This window comes from Kaistia geumhonensis (assembly GCF_030815145.1).
Taxonomy (GTDB): Bacteria; Pseudomonadota; Alphaproteobacteria; order Rhizobiales; family Kaistiaceae; genus Kaistia; species Kaistia geumhonensis.
Window position 1 is genome coordinate 796231 of the sequence record NZ_JAUSWJ010000001.1, and the last position, 15910, is coordinate 812140.

14 protein-coding genes are annotated in these 15910 nt (G+C 67.6%); 4 read left to right on the forward strand and 10 right to left on the reverse strand.

Annotated features, from left to right (window positions below):
* Positions 1-9 precede the first annotated feature (9 nt).
* Positions 10-1287 (forward strand): DUF1576 domain-containing protein, encoded by a 1278-nt coding sequence (locus QO015_RS03695; RefSeq protein WP_266281402.1) that lies wholly within the window; start codon positions 10-12, stop codon positions 1285-1287.
* A 5-nt stretch (positions 1288-1292) separates the two neighbouring features.
* On the opposite strand, the gene QO015_RS03700 is transcribed toward QO015_RS03695, so the two are convergent.
* Positions 1293-2267 (reverse strand): urea transporter, encoded by a 975-nt coding sequence (locus tag QO015_RS03700; RefSeq protein WP_266281401.1) that lies wholly within the window; start codon positions 2265-2267, stop codon positions 1293-1295.
* A gap of 60 nt (positions 2268-2327) precedes the next feature.
* Complete coding sequence (locus tag QO015_RS03705) at positions 2328-3365, reverse strand: glycosyltransferase (protein ID WP_266281399.1); 1038 nt, start codon at positions 3363-3365, stop codon at positions 2328-2330.
* Positions 3366-3611: 246 nt separating this feature from the next.
* On the opposite strand from QO015_RS03705, the gene QO015_RS03710 reads away from it, so the two are divergent.
* From QO015_RS03710 to cydX, 3 genes are read left to right on the forward strand one after another with little or no spacing between them, the layout of a single operon-like run.
* Positions 3612-5198: a cytochrome ubiquinol oxidase subunit I gene (locus tag QO015_RS03710; RefSeq protein WP_266281398.1), complete on the forward strand. Its 1587-nt coding sequence runs from the start codon at positions 3612-3614 to the stop codon at positions 5196-5198.
* A 14-nt stretch (positions 5199-5212) separates the two neighbouring features.
* Positions 5213-6364, forward strand: coding sequence for a cytochrome d ubiquinol oxidase subunit II (gene cydB, locus QO015_RS03715; RefSeq protein WP_266281396.1), 1152 nt, complete (start codon positions 5213-5215; stop codon positions 6362-6364).
* 15 nt (positions 6365-6379) lie between these two features.
* Positions 6380-6517 carry a cytochrome bd-I oxidase subunit CydX gene (gene cydX, locus QO015_RS03720; RefSeq protein WP_266281394.1) on the forward strand — a complete coding sequence of 46 codons (138 nt, stop codon included), beginning with the start codon at positions 6380-6382 and terminating at the stop codon, positions 6515-6517.
* Between the two features lie 86 nt (positions 6518-6603).
* Here cydX and QO015_RS03725 read toward each other — a convergent pair whose 3' ends face one another.
* The 8 genes from QO015_RS03725 to rseP all read right to left on the reverse strand — a co-directional run bounded on the left by QO015_RS03725 (position 6604) and on the right by rseP (position 15901).
* Positions 6604-7635, reverse strand: coding sequence for a CorA family divalent cation transporter (locus QO015_RS03725; RefSeq protein ID WP_266281392.1), 1032 nt, complete (start codon positions 7633-7635; stop codon positions 6604-6606).
* A 91-nt stretch (positions 7636-7726) separates the two neighbouring features.
* Positions 7727-8914: a lipid-A-disaccharide synthase gene (lpxB, locus tag QO015_RS03730; RefSeq protein WP_266281390.1), complete on the reverse strand. Its 1188-nt coding sequence runs from the start codon at positions 8912-8914 to the stop codon at positions 7727-7729.
* On the reverse strand, positions 8911-9801 hold the full coding sequence (locus QO015_RS03735) for an LpxI family protein (RefSeq protein ID WP_266281388.1): 891 nt from the start codon (positions 9799-9801) through the stop codon (positions 8911-8913). Before QO015_RS03735 ends, lpxB begins: the two co-directional genes overlap by 4 nt.
* Positions 9782-10594: an acyl-ACP--UDP-N-acetylglucosamine O-acyltransferase gene (lpxA, locus tag QO015_RS03740; protein WP_266281386.1), complete on the reverse strand. Its 813-nt coding sequence runs from the start codon at positions 10592-10594 to the stop codon at positions 9782-9784. The genes QO015_RS03735 and lpxA overlap by 20 nt, the downstream gene beginning before the upstream one ends.
* Before the next feature lie 9 nt (positions 10595-10603).
* Positions 10604-11059 carry a 3-hydroxyacyl-ACP dehydratase FabZ gene (gene fabZ / locus QO015_RS03745; RefSeq protein WP_266281384.1) on the reverse strand — a complete coding sequence of 152 codons (456 nt, stop codon included), beginning with the start codon at positions 11057-11059 and terminating at the stop codon, positions 10604-10606.
* Positions 11056-12126: a UDP-3-O-(3-hydroxymyristoyl)glucosamine N-acyltransferase gene (gene lpxD / locus QO015_RS03750; RefSeq protein WP_266281382.1), complete on the reverse strand. Its 1071-nt coding sequence runs from the start codon at positions 12124-12126 to the stop codon at positions 11056-11058. The genes fabZ and lpxD overlap by 4 nt, the downstream gene beginning before the upstream one ends.
* 85 nt (positions 12127-12211) lie before the next feature.
* Positions 12212-14557: an outer membrane protein assembly factor BamA gene (gene bamA / locus QO015_RS03755; RefSeq protein ID WP_266281379.1), complete on the reverse strand. Its 2346-nt coding sequence runs from the start codon at positions 14555-14557 to the stop codon at positions 12212-12214.
* 204 nt (positions 14558-14761) lie between these two features.
* Complete coding sequence (gene rseP / locus QO015_RS03760; RefSeq protein WP_266281377.1) at positions 14762-15901, reverse strand: RIP metalloprotease RseP; 1140 nt, start codon at positions 15899-15901, stop codon at positions 14762-14764.
* Positions 15902-15910 lie beyond the last annotated feature (9 nt).

The following is a 15910-nucleotide window of genomic DNA, read 5'->3' on the forward strand; positions in this document are numbered from 1 at the left end:
AGAGTGAAGATGCCGGACGCGACCGAAGACGCCCCCGCCGCGGCGACCTCCGATCGTTTCATCCTGTCGACGGTCGCCGGGCTCGCCGGCGCCTTCGTGCTGTTCGGCCTTCTGGTCGATGGCCCGCGCACCGCGCTGCAGGGCCTCGTCGCCATCCAGCTGGTGCGCGACACGCTGGTGACCGACTATATCGGCGTCGGCGGCAAGGGCGCGGCTTTCCTCAATGCCGGCCTGCTGACGCTCGTCGCCTGCGGCTTCTACTGGCGTTGCCGGGCGAAGATGACCGGCGGCGCCGTCGCAGCGCTGCTGCTGGTGCTCGGCTTCGCCCTATTCGGGAAGAACCTCCTCAATGTCTGGCCGATCGTCGGCGGCGTCTGGCTCTATTGCCGCCTGAAGGGCGAAGCGTTCGGGGCCCATCTCAACACCGCCTTCTTCGGCTGCGCGCTGGCACCGGTCGTCTCGGAGATCCTGTTCTCGACCACGCTCTCGCCGATGGTGACGCTGCCGCTGGCGGTGGCGACCGGCATCGGCATGGGGCTGGTTCTGGTCCCGGTCGCGGCCCAGCTGTTCAAGGCGCATGGCGGGCTCAGCCTCTACAATATGGGCTTCGCCGCCGGCATTCTCGGCACGCTGGTCGTCGCGCTCTATCGCTCCTACGGCTTCGTGCCGGCGCCCGTCTTCATCTGGACGCGCGGCAACAATCTGCTGCTCGGGGCCTTTCTGTTCGCGCTCTTCGCGGCGCTCGCCGCCCTCGGGCTCTGGCATGACCGCGGCGCGGCCCGGCATTTCCGCTCGATCCTCCGCATGAGCGGCCAGGCGCCGGCCGATTTCATCGGCGCGGCCGGCTTCGGCGCCACGCTGGTCAATATGGGCGTCTCGGGCGCGCTCGGAACGCTCTATCTCGTCGTGATCGGCGGCGACCTCAACGGGCCGACCATCGGCGCGCTGATGACGATCGTCGGCTTCGCGGCCGCCGGAAAGCACCCGGCCAACTTCCTGCCCGTGATGATCGGGGTCTTCATCGGCACTCTGGCCAAGCCCTGGAACGCGCATGATCCCTCGCTGCAGCTCGCGGCCCTGTTCGGCACGACGCTGGCACCGATCGCGGGACGGTTCGGCTGGCACTGGGGCATCGTCGCCGGCTTCATCCATTCCTCGGCCGCGCTCGCCGTCGGCGACCTGCATGGCGGGCTGGTGCTCTACAACAACGGCTTCGCGGCCGGCCTCGTCGCCTCCGTCCTCGGCCCGGTCGTCGCCGTGATCAAGGGCAGGAAGGTCGAGGCCTGAACGGATCAGGCTGCGGGCGCGGGCCGGGCGAGCAGGAACAGCCAGGTCACCAGCACGAAGGGCATGGTGAGCGCCGGCAGGCCGAACGGCGCGAGGCCGGCGTTGAGCGCCGCCTGCGCGATCACCGTGACCACCGTGCCGAACGCCGCATAGGCGAGCCCGCGCGGCGTCGGCTTGCCGAAGACGGTACCGAGCGCCACCGCCGTCAGCACCGGGCTGAAGCCGAGCAGCCCGCCCGTGACGAGATCGCTCTCCGCGCCGGCAAGATGCGCCACCGCGACCGCGATGACGGCGCCGGCGAGGGCGAGCAGCGCCGCCGGCAGCGAAGCGACCGCGAGCCCGGCGAGGAAGAGCAGCGCGGCGATGATGCTGTCCTTCAGGAACACCTGACTGATGCTGAGCGCGACGCCTGCGAGAAAGGCGCCCGGCGCGAGCGGATCGCTGGCGACCACCGTCGCGCCGCCGGGCAGCACGGCCGTGGGCAGTCCGCCGGCCGGCAGCCCGGCGAAGCCGTGGCTGGCGAGCAGGAACAGCCAGGCCGTGAGGACGAAGCCGAAGGTCAGGCCGGGAACGGCATGGACCTTCAGGAACCGGCCGACAGCCTCGCTCACGACGACGGAGAAGGCGCCAGCGATCACCACGAAGACGAAGTGCATCGCGCCGGGCGCAAGGAAGGTGCCGAGCGCGAGCCCGGTCAGGAGGGCATTGTAGCCGTAGAGCCCGACCCGCCAAGAGGCGCGATCGAAGCCGCCGACAAGCGCCGTTCCGGTCGCGACGGCAAGCGCAAGCAGCCCGGCGAGCGCGACCAGCGGCGCGTCGACGGCGAATGCTCCCCAGACGATCGCCGCCACGAAGAACAGCCCGGTCAGCGGGTTGTCCATGAACATGACCTGGCCGGCGCCGCGCAGCATGACATCGATGAAGCGGATCGCCGGCGATGCGCCCGCCGCGCGCTCGAAACCCTGCAGAATCCGTTCCATCGCCAGGTCCCCCGCCTTCCGGAAGCGTGCACCCGGCGCCATGGCCGGCGCAAGCAGGTATCAGCGGCGAACGGCGTCGAGAAGATCGAACAGCCGCGCGCCGACGCGCTCCGGGTGATAGCGCATAGCGGCGCGCTGAAGGTCGCTTCGGAGCTGCCTCTGCTCGTCCGCTTCGAGGGTGACGAGTTCCCGCATGCGCGCCGCGAGCGATCCGGCATTGTGGGGCTTGTAGAGAAACCGCCGCGCGGCCAGCGGAAGGATATCGCGCAGCTGCCGGACGTCCGGCGCCACGATCGGCCGGCCGAAGGTCATGGCGAGCAGCGCCACGCCGGAGCTCAGCAGCGAGCGATAGGGGAGCACGAGCCCGCGCGCGCGCCGAATGAGCGCCGGAAGATCGCCATCTTCCACCCGGCGCGGCGAAACGGCGATCGAGGGTGCTCCATCCAGCAGCGGCTGCATCTCTTCGAAGAAGCGCGGGCCGGGCTCGCCCATCACGTCGATGCCGATATCGGGCGCCAGCCTTGCCGCCTCCGCCAGCAGATCGAGCCCCTTGTAGGCGCGCAGCATGCCGACGGTCAGGAGCCGTGTCGCCTGCCAGTCGGGCTCGATGGAGAGGGTGTCCGCCTCCGGCTCGTAGGCGCCGAAATAGGCGGGATGCGGCAGGAGGACGAGCTTCGATCGGTCGATGGCGCATTGGCCGGCCAGCGCCTCGGCCGCCGCCTCGTGATGGACGAGAATGAGCGACGCCTGCCCGGCGAGGCGGCGACGGAGCGCGAAGAACAGGTCCAGATGGCGCGGCTCGTGCGGCAGCGCGTTGTGAACCGTCCAGACGAGGCGGCCGCCGCGCCCCACGAATGCGTCGAGCCGCTGTTCGAAAGCGGCCATGGCCGCCGCCGCCGCGTCCCTTTCCGGCTGCTCGACGAGGATTCTCTCCTCCCAGTGCAGGTGGAAGAGGTTTGAGGCGCTGCTTGCGAGCGCATCGAGCGCATCGTCGATCGTGCCGGGACGCATCCGATAGCGCCGGTCGGCGCCGCCATAGAGACGCTCGTTATAGGGATTGCGGTCGGAGACGATGAAGTTGACGACATCGACTGGCACGGGCGCTTGCTCCCTCCGAGCCGGCAACCGCAGGTAATGCGCGATCGAGATGCGAACGATCGCCCATACCGCGCCGGCGTACAAGGGCGCCGGCTCGCTGGCACACGCCGTGGTTGCCTCCTGCCCGATGCGCCCCGGGGTGCGTCATCTCGTCCGAAGCTGAAGCCTGGCGGCGAGGCTTGATCGGAATCAAGCCCGGCTCTCACGGCTCGTGCAACCGTCGATCATCACGCATGAGGGTTGCCCATGTTCGACATCGACGTCGTCACCCTGTCGCGCCTGCAGTTCGCAGCCACCGCGATGTATCACTTCCTCTTCGTTCCCCTGACGCTCGGCCTCTCTTTCCTCCTCGCCATCATGGAGAGCGTCTATGTCATGACCGGCCGCGAGATCTGGCGGCGCATGACCATGTTCTGGGGCACGCTGTTCGGCATCAACTTCGCCATGGGCGTCGCCACAGGCGTCGTCATGGAGTTCCAGTTCGGGATGAACTGGTCCTATTACAGTCACTATGTCGGCGACATCTTCGGCGCGCCGCTGGCGATCGAAGGGCTGATGGCCTTCTTCCTGGAGGCAACCTTCATCGGTATGTTCTTCTTCGGCTGGGATCGCCTGTCGAAGGTCGGACACCTGATCGTCACCTGGCTGGTCGCCTTCGGCGCGAACTTCTCCGCGCTCTGGATCCTGATCGCCAATGGCTGGATGCAGAATCCGGTCGGCGCCATCTTCAATCCGGACACGATGCGCATGGAGATCGCCGATTTCGCGGCGGTCATCTTCAATCCCGTCGCGCAGGCGAAGTTCGTCCACACCGTCAGCGCCGGCTATGTCACGGGTGCGATCTTCGTCATGGCGGTGAGCGCCTGGTACCTCCTGAAGGGCCGCCACATCGAGATCGCCAAGCGCTCGATGGCGGTCGCGGCGAGCTTCGGCCTCGCGGCGTCCCTCTCGGTCGTCGTGCTCGGCGACGAGAGCGGCTATCTCGCCACCGAGAACCAGAAGATGAAGGTCGCGGCGATGGAGGCCATGTGGCACACCGAGCCGGCGCCGGCCGCGATCAATCTCATCGCCTTCCCGGACAGCGCGAAGCAGGAGAACAGCTTCGCGATCAGCATCCCCTATGTGCTCGGCATCATCGGCACGCGGTCTCTGACGCAGGAACTGCCCGGCATCGTCAATCTCGTCGAGGATGCCAAGGTCCGCATCAGGAACGGCATCGCCGCCTATGTGGCCCTGCAGAAGGTTCGTTCCGACAAGACGGACACAGAGGCCCGGGCCACCTTCGACAAGAGCTGGCGCGACCTCGGCTACGGCCTTCTCGTCAAGCTCTATCGGCCCGACATCGAGAACGCGACCGAGGCTGACATCGCCAAGGCGGCCGAGCTCACGATCCCGGATGTGCCGCTGATGTTCTGGGCCTTCCGCGTGATGGTCGGGCTGGGCTTCTACTTCATCGGCTTCTTCGCCGTCGCCTTCTGGGTCGCCTCCCGCCACAAGCTCGGCGAGAAGCGATGGATGCTGTGGGTCGCGGTGTTCAGCATTCCCCTGCCCTGGGTCGCGGTCGAGGTCGGCTGGCTCGTCGCGGAAGCCGGACGGCAGCCTTGGAGCATCGAGGGCGTGTTGCCGACCTTCTATGCGGCCTCCGGCCTGACGGTCGCCGATCTCGTCATCAGCCTCGGCATCTTCCTCCTGATCTATTCCAGCCTGGCGGTCGTCGAGATCTACCTGATGCTGCATGCGATCAGGAAGGGTCCCGCCGCGCCCGAACGGCCCGAGCCCCAGGGCGCGGGCGTCCTCCCGGCCGCCGTCGCGGCCGAGCCGCAGATCAAGTGATGAGGGACTGACCCATGATCCCCTTCGTTCCCCTCGATTACGAGACGCTCCGCCTCATCTGGTGGCTGCTGCTCGGCGTCCTCCTGATCGCCTTCGCGATCATGGACGGCTTCGACCTCGGCGTCGCGGCGCTGCTGCCCTTCGTCGCCCGTAACGACGACGAGCGGCGCATCGTGATCAACACGATCGGCCCTGTCTGGGAAGGCAATCAGGTCTGGCTGATCCTCGGCGGCGGCGCCATCTTCGCCGCCTGGCCGGCGCTCTACGCCACCTCGTTCTCCGGCTTCTATCTCGCGATGATGGTGATCCTGATCGCCATCATCCTGCGCCCGGTCGGGTTCAAGTATCGCTCCAAGCTCACCGAGCCGCGCTGGCGCGCCTTCTGGGACTGGGGCCTCTTCGTCGGCGGCTTCATCCCGGCGCTCATCTTCGGCGTCGCGGTCGGCAATGTGCTGCGGGGCGTTCCCTTCCGCTTCGACGATGCGATGCGCGTCGTCTACGAGGGCAACTTCTTCGGTCTGCTGATGCCCTTCGCGCTGCTCAGCGGCCTCGTCAGCCTCGCGATGCTGGTCGCCCATGGCGCGTCGATGCTGATGATGAAGACGTCCGGCGCGATCTATGAGCGGGCCCGCGTCTATGGCAGCTACGCCGCGCTGGCGACGATCGTGCTCTTCGCGCTGGCCGGCATCTGGATCGCCCTCGGCTTCAAGGGCTATGCCGTGACCGGCATCCAGGATACCGGCGGCCCGTCCAATCCGCTCGGCAAGACGGCTGTGGCCGAGGCCGGCGCCTGGCTCGCCAATTATGGCCGCCATCCCTGGATGATGGTCGCGCCGCTCGCCGGCTTCCTCGGCAGCGCGCTCGCCCTCTTCGCCTATCAGCGGCGGCTCGCGGGCTTCGCCTTCGTCTCCACCGCGCTGGCGATCTTCGGCATCATCTCGACGGCCGGTCTCTCGATCTTCCCGTTCCTGCTGCCGTCCTCGCTCGATCCCAATGCCAGCCTCACGGTCTGGGACGCATCGTCCTCGCATCTGACGCTGTGGATCATGCTGCTCGCGACCCTCGTCTTCCTGCCGATCGTCCTCGCCTACACCGCCTTCGTCTATCGCGTGATGCGCGGCAAGGTGACGAGCGACGAGCTCGGCAAGAACCCCAACGCCTACTGAGAGGAGGTCTCGGTCATGTGGTACTTCTCCTGGATCCTGGGCATCAGCCTGGCCTGCGCTTTCGCGATCCTCAACGCGATGTGGTACGAGATGCGCGACGACGCGCTGACCGCCCGCAAGGTCGCCGCCTCTCCCTCCCCGAAACGCCGATAGACCATTCCGCTACCTTCCGGTCGGCCCGCCGCCCGCCGGAAGGCCAACTGGCCCGTCGCAGCACGCGCTGCGGCGGGTCTTTTCGCTTATTCGAAGAAGCCGAGCCGGCGCAGCAGATAGAGCACGAGCGCCGATGCGCCGATCGCTATGCCGATCGCGACGAAAGTGCCGTGGCCCCCCTGCTCCAGCGGCAGGTCGGACGTGTTCATGCCGAAGATGCCGGTCACCAGCGTCGCCGGCATCAGCATCGCGGTCAGGATCGACAGCACATAGAGATGGCGGTTGGTGGTGTTGGCGAGCTTGGCGGCGATCTCGTCCTGGAGGAAGCGGGCGCGGTCCTGCAGCTCGAGCAATTCCTGGTCGAGCGCCTCGATCCGCTGGAAGAGCCGCTCGGCCGCCTCGCGCGAGCCCTCCTGGATCGAGCGCCCCGTCTGATCCTCGACGAACTGCTTGAGCACGCCGCGGAAGGAGCCGAGCTGCCGGCGGAGGCGCACGGTCGTGCGGCGCAGCGGCGCGAGGCGCCTCGCCTCGTCGTGGAAGCGGTCGTCGAGCACGCGGTCCTCGATCGAATCCGCCGTATCGCGCAGTTCGCGCAGCATCTCGCCGATCGCCCGCAGCACCTGCACGATCATGAGTTCGAACAGCGCCACCGGTCCCGGGACCGGATGGCCGGCCTCGACGCGGCTGCGCATCAGCGCCGCCGAGCGCACGGGATGGCGGCGGCCCGAGACGAGATAGCCGTCGCCGAGCACGAAGCGCATGGGCGCGGCGCGCAGTTCGTCGTCGTCCGGATCCTGGATCGTGTCGATGAAGACGCCCCAGACGGCGGTGTCGTCGCATTCGAGCATCGGAATTTCGTCGGTCCCGAGCAGCACCGCCCGCGCAGCCGCCGGCAGCCCGGCGGTCTTCTCGATCCAGACCCGCGCCAGCCGGTCGACGAGATCGAGATGCAGCCACAGGAAGCCGTCATTGGGATCGAACAGCTCGAAAGGTTCGTCGATCGGACGCGCGCTGCCCTTGCCCGCCGTGTCGAACCGGTAGAGCCAGATGACGCCCGAAACGGGACGGCCGGAGGGCGGCGGCGTCTGGGTCAGGCTTTCGAGGGATTTGCTCGTCATGGTCATGGCCGGCCCGCACCCGCCGAAGGCTCGAGGTTGTCGCGCGGCATGGAGCCGGCCGCCCAAGGCAAGACACGAAACGACGCGGCGATCATGACGTCCCGATGACACCGCGGCCGCTGACGGTGGCGAGCACGGCATCCGCGGCGACGAACTCGGCCGCAACGCCGCCTGTGCTCATCAACCGGTCCAGCTCCGCGAAGCCGGCGATCTGCGCCTCGCGCGCCGGGCCGCCCGCGAGCAGCGGCTCCAGGGCGGCGGCAAGCGCGGCCGGCGTGCACGCCTCCTGCAGGAATTCCGGCACCACCGGACGGCCGAGCACGATGTTGGGCAGGATGACGCTGAAGCCCTTGAGCACGCGGCGCGCGATCACCGCCTCCCAGGCCGACACCTTGTAGGCGGCGACCATCGGAACGCCGGCCAGCGCCAGCTCCAGTGTGACCGTTCCGGAGGCCGCGAGCGCGGCACGGGCGCGGCGGAAAGCGGCATGCTTGGCCTCCTCGCCGGTGACGATCTCCGGCGCAACCGGCCAGCTCGCCGTCGCCGCGCGGATCAGCCCCTCGAGGCGGGGAAGCGTCGGCAGCACCGGCCTCACCGGCCGGGCCGCGGCGACGAGACCGACGGCCGCGCCGAAATCCGCGCCGAGCCGTTCGATCTCCCGGCGCCGGCTGCCCGGCAGAACGAGCAGGACCGGCGGCTCGCCGTCGCGGAGCGCCTGTTCATCGCCGTCCGGCCGCAGCGTGTCGAGCGCGCCCAGCAAGGGGTGTCCGACATAGGTCGTCGGCGGGCCGCCGAGACGGCGCATGACCTCGGGCTCGAAGGGCAGCAGCGCCAGGACGCGGTCGATCGTCCCGCGCATCGCGCGGGCGCGGCCCGGACGCCACGCCCACACGGTCGGGGCGACATATTTCACAATGGCGAGGTCCGGCAGGCGGCGGCGGACGCGCGCGGCGACGCGGTGGGTGAAATCCGGCGCGTCGACCAGCATCAGCAGGTCCGGCGGATCGGCGAGGATCGCCGCGACCGTCTCCCTGAGCCGCCGTACGATCGTCGGCAGCTTGCCGATCACCTCGCCGAAGCCAATGGCCGTGAGGTCGTCCATCGGAAAGAGGCTGACGAGGCCGGCGGCCTGCATGCGCGTCCCGCCGACGCCGCGGAACGTCACGCGGCCCTGCAACCGGTCGGCGAGCGCGCGCATCAGCGGTCCGCCGAGCGCATCGCCCGATTCCTCGCCGGCCACGATGAAGACCCGGAGCGGCCTCTGCTCTGGCAGCGTCATTCGGCGAGCCCGACGATGAAGAGGCCCTTTTCGTCGGCGACGCGGACCATTGCCTCGGCCTCGGCCGCGATCACCCCGCCGGCCTCGACGGCGATGCCCGCGAGCCCCGCCTCGGCGGCGCGCTCGACGGTCCTGACGCCAATCGACGGCAGATCGATGCGCCGGTCCTGGCCAGGCTTCGGGATCTTCACCAGAACGCCGGAGCGGCGCGGCAGGCGCACGCGGCCCGAGGCCCGCATTTCGCCGCAGCGCGCGATCATCGCGTCCGTGCCCTCGGCCGCCTCGATCGCCTGCACGTGGCGTTCGGCGACGACGGCGGCCTGACCGACATCGAAAACGTCGATCGCCCGCAGGAGACGGAACCCGATTCGCGCGTCCTCGCGCTCCGCATCCGTCATGGCGACCCGCCCGAGGGTTCCCTCCGCGACGAGGATCTCGGGCGCAACCTCATGCGCGCCGCGCAGGATGAAGCCCTCATTCTCGAAGAAGGAAGCGATATGCGACAGGAGATGTCCGTCGCCGCCGCGGCGGGCGCGCAGGAACCAGCGCAGCATCCCCACGGCCTTCCAGTCGAGCCTGAGGCTCGAGAGGCGCGGACGGAAGACATAGCCGACGATGACCATCTCGCGGCAGCCATGTCGGCGCAGAGCCGCCAGCATTGCACCGACCTTGCCGAGATGGACCCACTCGACCGGAAAGCCGGCGCCCTCGACCACGGCAGGGTCCGCGAAGCCGCGGATCGCCACGAGGACGACCCGCCGTCCCGATTGCGCGGCAGACCGGGCGACGGCAAGCGGGAAGGTCCCGCCGCCGCAAAGAATGCCGAGCGGCGCCGCCGAAGCGGCTCCGCCGGGCGAAGTGCCGCCCTCAGTCCTCGTCGCCGGCATGTTCGGCAGCAGCGCGGGGAACGGTGATGCGCCGCTTGCCGCGCTGGCGGATGAACTCGACGATGTGCATGACATTCTCGTCGTCGCCATAGCGCTCGGCCACAGCCTCGACGCGGTCGACGAGGTAGCCCGGCGCGAAGAACAGGTCGCGATAGGCTGCGCGGAGGCGCTGGATCGCCGCCCGCGTGAAGCCGCGCCGCTTCATGCCGATGATGTTGAGACCGCCGAGGCCCTCGGCGCCCTCGCGAATCGCGCCGAAAGGAATGATGTCGCGCCAGACGGGCACGAGCCCGCCGACGATCGCATGGTCGCCGATGCGCACGAACTGGTGCAGCGCGCAGAGGCCACCCATGAAGACGTTGTCGCCGATGGTCACATGGCCGCCCATCGTGGCGCAATTGGCGAGAATGACGTCGTTGCCGAGCGTGCAGTCATGCGCGACATGGACGCCGGTCATCAGGAAGCAGCGATCGCCGATGCGTGTTTCACGCGCGCCGACCGAACCGAAATTGATCGTGACGTTCTCGCGGATGACGCAGGCCTCGCCGATCACGATCGTGCCCGGCTCGCCCTTGTAATGCACCGACTGCGGCGTGCCGCCGATCGAGGCGAAGGGGCTGACCACGGTGCGCGCGCCGATGGTGGTGTGCGCCGTCACCGAGGCGTGGTTTCTGATCTCGACGCCATCGCCGAGCACGACATCGCGGCCGACAAAGGCGAAGGCGCCGATCGTGACGTCAGCGCCGAGCTGCGCGCCGTCCTCGATCACCGCCGATGGATGGATGTTGGACATGGAACTCCGTTACTGCCCCACCAGCATGGCGCTGATGTCGGCTTCGGCAACCTTGACGCCGGCGACCTTGGCCTCGCTCTGGAATCGCCAGAGATTGCCACGGTTCTTGACCTTGCGGACGTGATATTCGAGCACGTCGCCGGGTTCCACGGGCTTGCGGAACTTGGCGTTGTCGATGGTGAGGAAATAGACGAGCTGCGGCTTGCCGGGCCGCGCGGCGAGGCAGATCGCCCCGGCCGTCTGCGCCATCCCCTCGATGATCAGCACGCCCGGCATCACCGGCTTGCCCGGGAAATGGCCCTGGAAGTGCGGCTCGTTGAACGTGACGTTCTTGATGCCGATCGCGCTTTCATCGCCGTTGATCTCGATGATGCGATCGACCAGCAGGAACGGATAACGGTGCGGCAGAAGCTCGAGGATCCGCGCGATATCCGCCGATCCGAGGCTGTTGTCGCCTTCGCTCATGACACCTCTTTCCCCTCGTCTTCCTTCTGACGCGCGCTGGCGCGCTGCGCGAGGCGGCGGATCGCCAGCTCCTCGCGGTACCACTCCTTTATCGGACGCGCCGGGGCTCCGCCATAGCGCCCCCCGGCGGCGAGATCGTCCTTCACGCTGGCCGTCGCGGCGACCTGCGCCCCGTGTCCGATGGTGACGTGACCGTTGACGCCGACCTGGCCGCCGAGCACGACGAAGTCGCCGAGCGTCGCGCTGCCCGAGATACCGACCTGCGAGACGATCACGCAGTGGCGACCGATCGCAACGTTATGGCCGATCTGCACGAGATTATCGATCTTCGTGCCCTCGCCGATCACCGTGTCGCGGTTGGCGCCGCGATCGATGGTCGTGTTGGCACCGACCTCGACATCGTCCTGGATCACGACGCGGCCGATCTGCGGCACCTTCGCATGGCCCTGGCCGCCCATCTGGTAGCCGAAGCCGTCCTGCCCTATACGCACGCCGGGATGCAGGATCACGCGATTGCCGACCAGCGCATGCGTCACGGAGGCGCCGGCGCCGATATGGCAGTCGCGGCCGATCCGGACATGCGCGCCGATCACCGCGGCGGGGCCGACGAACGTCCCGCGGCCGATCTCGGCTCCGGGTCCGATCACCGCGCCGGGCTCGACCGTGACGCCCTCCTCCAGCCGCGCCTCGGCATGGACATGCGCGCCCGGTGAAACGCCCGGTCCGAACACGGGCTGGGGCCGCATCGCCGCGGGAAAGAGCAGGCGCAGCACGCTGACATAGCCGTCATGCGGACGCGGGCTTTCCAGCGCGACGACGCCGGCGGGCACCGCGTCCAGATGCTTCGCCGTCACGAGGCATGCCGCCGCGCGCGTCGCGGCGAGCAGCGGCAGGTAGCGCGGGCTGTCGATGAAGGTGAGGTCGTTCGTCCCGGCCGAATCGAGCGCCGCAACGCCGGTGATCCGCCGCTCGGGATCGGCGCCCTCTGCAAGCTTCGCTCCGGTCAGGGCAGCGATCTCGGCCAGCGTCGGCGAAGCCGCCGGCAGGAAGAAGACGGGGTCGCCCATGGCGCAGCTCTCGGAATAGGCCGGTCCAGAAACGCGAAGGACCGCCGGTGAGCCCGGCGGTCCCTCGCTGCTTCTATAGGAGATATCAGAACTGCGTGCCAGCGCTGAAGCGGAACATCTGCGTCTGGTCGAAATTCGCCTTGGTCAGCCACTGGCCGAAGTCGCCGCGCAGCGGGCCGAAGGGCGAATTCCAGATGATCGAGACACCGACCGAGGTGCGGATCATCGAGCTGTCCTCGATGTCGAGATTCTCGAGGCCGTCATAGCCGAACAGCGTGCCGGCATCGGCGAACACGGCGCCGCGCAGGCCGAACTCCTCCGGCAGGACCGGCAGCGGGAATTGAACCTCGAGCGAGGCGTTGTAGTAGGTCGTGCCGCCGATGGCATAGGTGTCCTCGACGCCGACATAGCGCGGGCCGTAGCCGTAGGACGCGAAGCCACGCACCGTTTCGCCACCGCGGTAGAAGTTGTCGAGCACCTGGACCGGCTCGCCGCCAAGGCTGGTGATGTTACCGGCCGCGGCGCGAACGAGACCCACCACGTCGGAGTCCGGCAGGATCTCCTTGTAGTAGCGTGCATCGGCCTGCGTGCGGACGAACTGGCCGTCGCCACCGACACCGGCGAAGTCCTGGCTGAGGCGCAGGAACGTACCGTTGCGCGGGGTCTGGTAGTTGTCGATCGTCGAGTAGGTCAGCACGTAACCGATGGACGAGTTGATCCAGCTGCCCTGCGGGTAGAGCTCGGCGAAAGCCGGCCAGTCGAGGATGTACTGGGAGCCCCAGGACGTCACGTCGCGCTGGTAGAGCTTGTAGTTGAACTGGACGTCGAAGTCGTCGGTGATCGGCAGGCCGAGCCGGATCGTGCCACCGGCCGTGTTCATGTTGTACGGACGGTAGTCGGTCTCCTGCGCCTGGTTGTACAGGACGTCGAAGCCGAGCGACATGCGGCGACCGAGGAAGAAGGGCTCGGTGAAGGCCAGGTTGAAGGTACGGTCGCTCTGGCCACCGCCGAGCGAGACCTTCAGGTACTGGCCGCGACCGAGGAAATTCTTCTCGGTGAGCGCCACGGTGGCGATGAAGCCGCCGCCATTGTCCGTCGTGTAGCCGCCGCCGACCGAGAACGAACCGGTCGACTGGTCCTCGACATTGACCACGATGACGACGCGGTCGGGCGAGCTGCCGGGCTGGGTCGTGACATTGACGGTCTTGAAGTAGCCGAGATTCTTCAGACGGCGCTCCGCCTGGTCGACGAGCACGCGGTTGTAGGCGTCGCCTTCCGAAAGCTCGAACTCGCGGCGGATGACGTAGTCGCGGGTGCGGGTGTTTCCGCGGATCTCGAGGCGCTCGACATAGAGGCGCGGACCTTCGTCAACCAGATAGGTCAGGTTGATCGTGTGGTTCTCGTAGTTGCGGTCGCCGCGGGGACGGACCTGGGCGAAGGACTTGCCCTCCTCGAGGAGAGCCACGCTGACGGCCTCGGTCGACTTCTCGACCTGCGTCGCGTTGAAGATCTTGCCCGGCTTGGTCGTCACATAGCGCATCAGCGCGTTGCCATCGACATCGGGGATCGAGGAATCGACCATCACGGTGCCGAAGCGATAGCGCGCACCCTCGTCGAGGGTGATCGTGATCGAGTAGCGGTTCTTCGCCTCGTCGAACGCAACGTCGGTGCCGACGATGCGGAAGTCGGCAAAGCCGTTGCGCATGTAGAAGCGCCGAATCAGCTCCTCGTCCGACTGGATCTTCGCGTCGTCGAACTGGTCGCGCTTCGACAGCCAGGACGTGAAGTTCGTCTTCTTGATCGTCATGATGTTGCGCAGGCGACCCGACGAGAAGGTCTTGTTGCCCACGAAATTGATCGAAGAGATGCCGGTGCGCGTGCCTTCGTTGATCTTGAAGACCACGTCGGTGCGGCCGGTGTCGCGCGGGAAGGTCTCGACGCTGACCTCGGCCTCGGCACGGCCATTGCGCTTGTAGAGCTCCTTGAGGCGCTCGACGTCGCTCTGCAGGCGATCCTCGGAGAGAACCCCGCGCGGCTTGGTCTCGACGACGGCCGTCAGCATGTCGTCCTTGAGCTTCTTGTTGCCCTCGAACTTCACGCTGCCGACGATGTTGTTCTCGCTGACCGACACGACAAGCTGGTTGCCGCGGCGGGCGATCTTCACATCGGAGAAGAGGCCGGTCGCATAGAGCGCCTTCACCGAGGCATTGATGTCCTCGGAGGTGAAGTTCTTGCCCGGCTCGATCGTGATGTAGTTGCGGACGGTTTCAGAATCGATGCGGGAGCCACCCTGCACGACGATGCTGTTCACCACCTCGGCATGGGCAGCAGGGGCGCCCACCAGCGAGATCTGAACCAACAGGGCGAAGGCTGCGATCGCCAGATACGCGGCGCGGGCGCCCTTCCGGGTGAAAGCCTTGAACAGATACATTGGGTTCAAACGCCCTTTTCGATTCCGACTTTCCAGCCTTAAGCGGGGGTCAAAGACCCCTCAAGACTGAACCACTCTCAAAGTTTGTGGCAGGCTTTGACCCCAATCGCAAGCCAAGGGCCAGTGTGCCACGGGAGAATTTAATCGTCCGTTGCTGGGCTGCCACGCAGGCTGCTGCGATGCACAAACACCGGACCCGGCGCCTCAGATGAGGCGCCAGATATCATTGAAGGTAGTGAACAACATCAGCATGATGATCGCCGCGAGGCCGATCCTGAAGCCGACATCCTGCACCCGGGGACTCAGCGGACGGCCGCGGATGGCCTCGATGAGGTAGAAAAGCAGATGCCCGCCGTCCAGCATCGGCACCGGGAAGAGATTGAGCAGCCCGATGCTGACCGAGAGGATGGCTGCGAGATTGACGAGCGCGACGAAGCCGAGCGTCGCCACCTGGCCCGAGACCTGCGCGACGCGAATCGGCCCGCCGAGTTCGTCGGTCGATTCGCGACCGGCGAAGAGACCGCCGATATAGGCGAAGGTGCGGTCGACGACCATCCAGGTCTCCTCCGCGCCCATCACCACCGCCTCGGGGAGCGAATAACGCTCGACGGTCACGTTGCCGCCCGACGTATCGCGCGACAGGCCGAGCTGGCCGATGCGATGGATATTGCCGAAGCGGTCCGTCACCTCGCGCCGCTCCGGCGTCGCCTCCAGCGTCACGGGAGCGCCGTCGCGCTCGACCACGATGGTCAGCGGCCGGTCGGCGCTCGTCGAGACGATGCGCTGCAGGTCGTTGAAGGTCTCGATCCGGCTGCCGTCGATGGTGCGGATCAGGTCGCCCGGGCGGAAACCCGCCTTCTCGGCGACGCTGCCGGCGACCACCTGGTCGACGCGGGCCGTCGTCACCTCGCGGCCGTAGAGCGTGAAGATGGCGGCGAAGATGGCGATGGCGAGGATGAAGTTGGCGATCGGCCCGGCCGCGACGATGGCCGCCCGCTGCCAGACGGACTTGCCGAAGAAGGTCGTGCTCCGCTCTTCCTCGGTCAGCGCGTCGAGCGCCGCGCGGTCCGGCGTCGATGCCGCATCCTCGTCTCCGAAGAAGCGCACATAGCCGCCGAGCGGGATGGCGGAGAGCTTCCAGCGCGTGCCATGGCGGTCGTCGAACCCGAAGAGCTCGGGCCCAAAGCCGATCGAGAACGCCTTGACGCGGACACCGCACCAGCGCGCGACGAGGAAATGGCCGAGCTCGTGGACAAAGACGACGGTGGTGAGAACGAACAGGAAGGGAATGAGATAGCCGAGCGCTCCCGTTCCGAAATGCCCGATCTGGCCGAGTGATTCCATCCGCCTTCC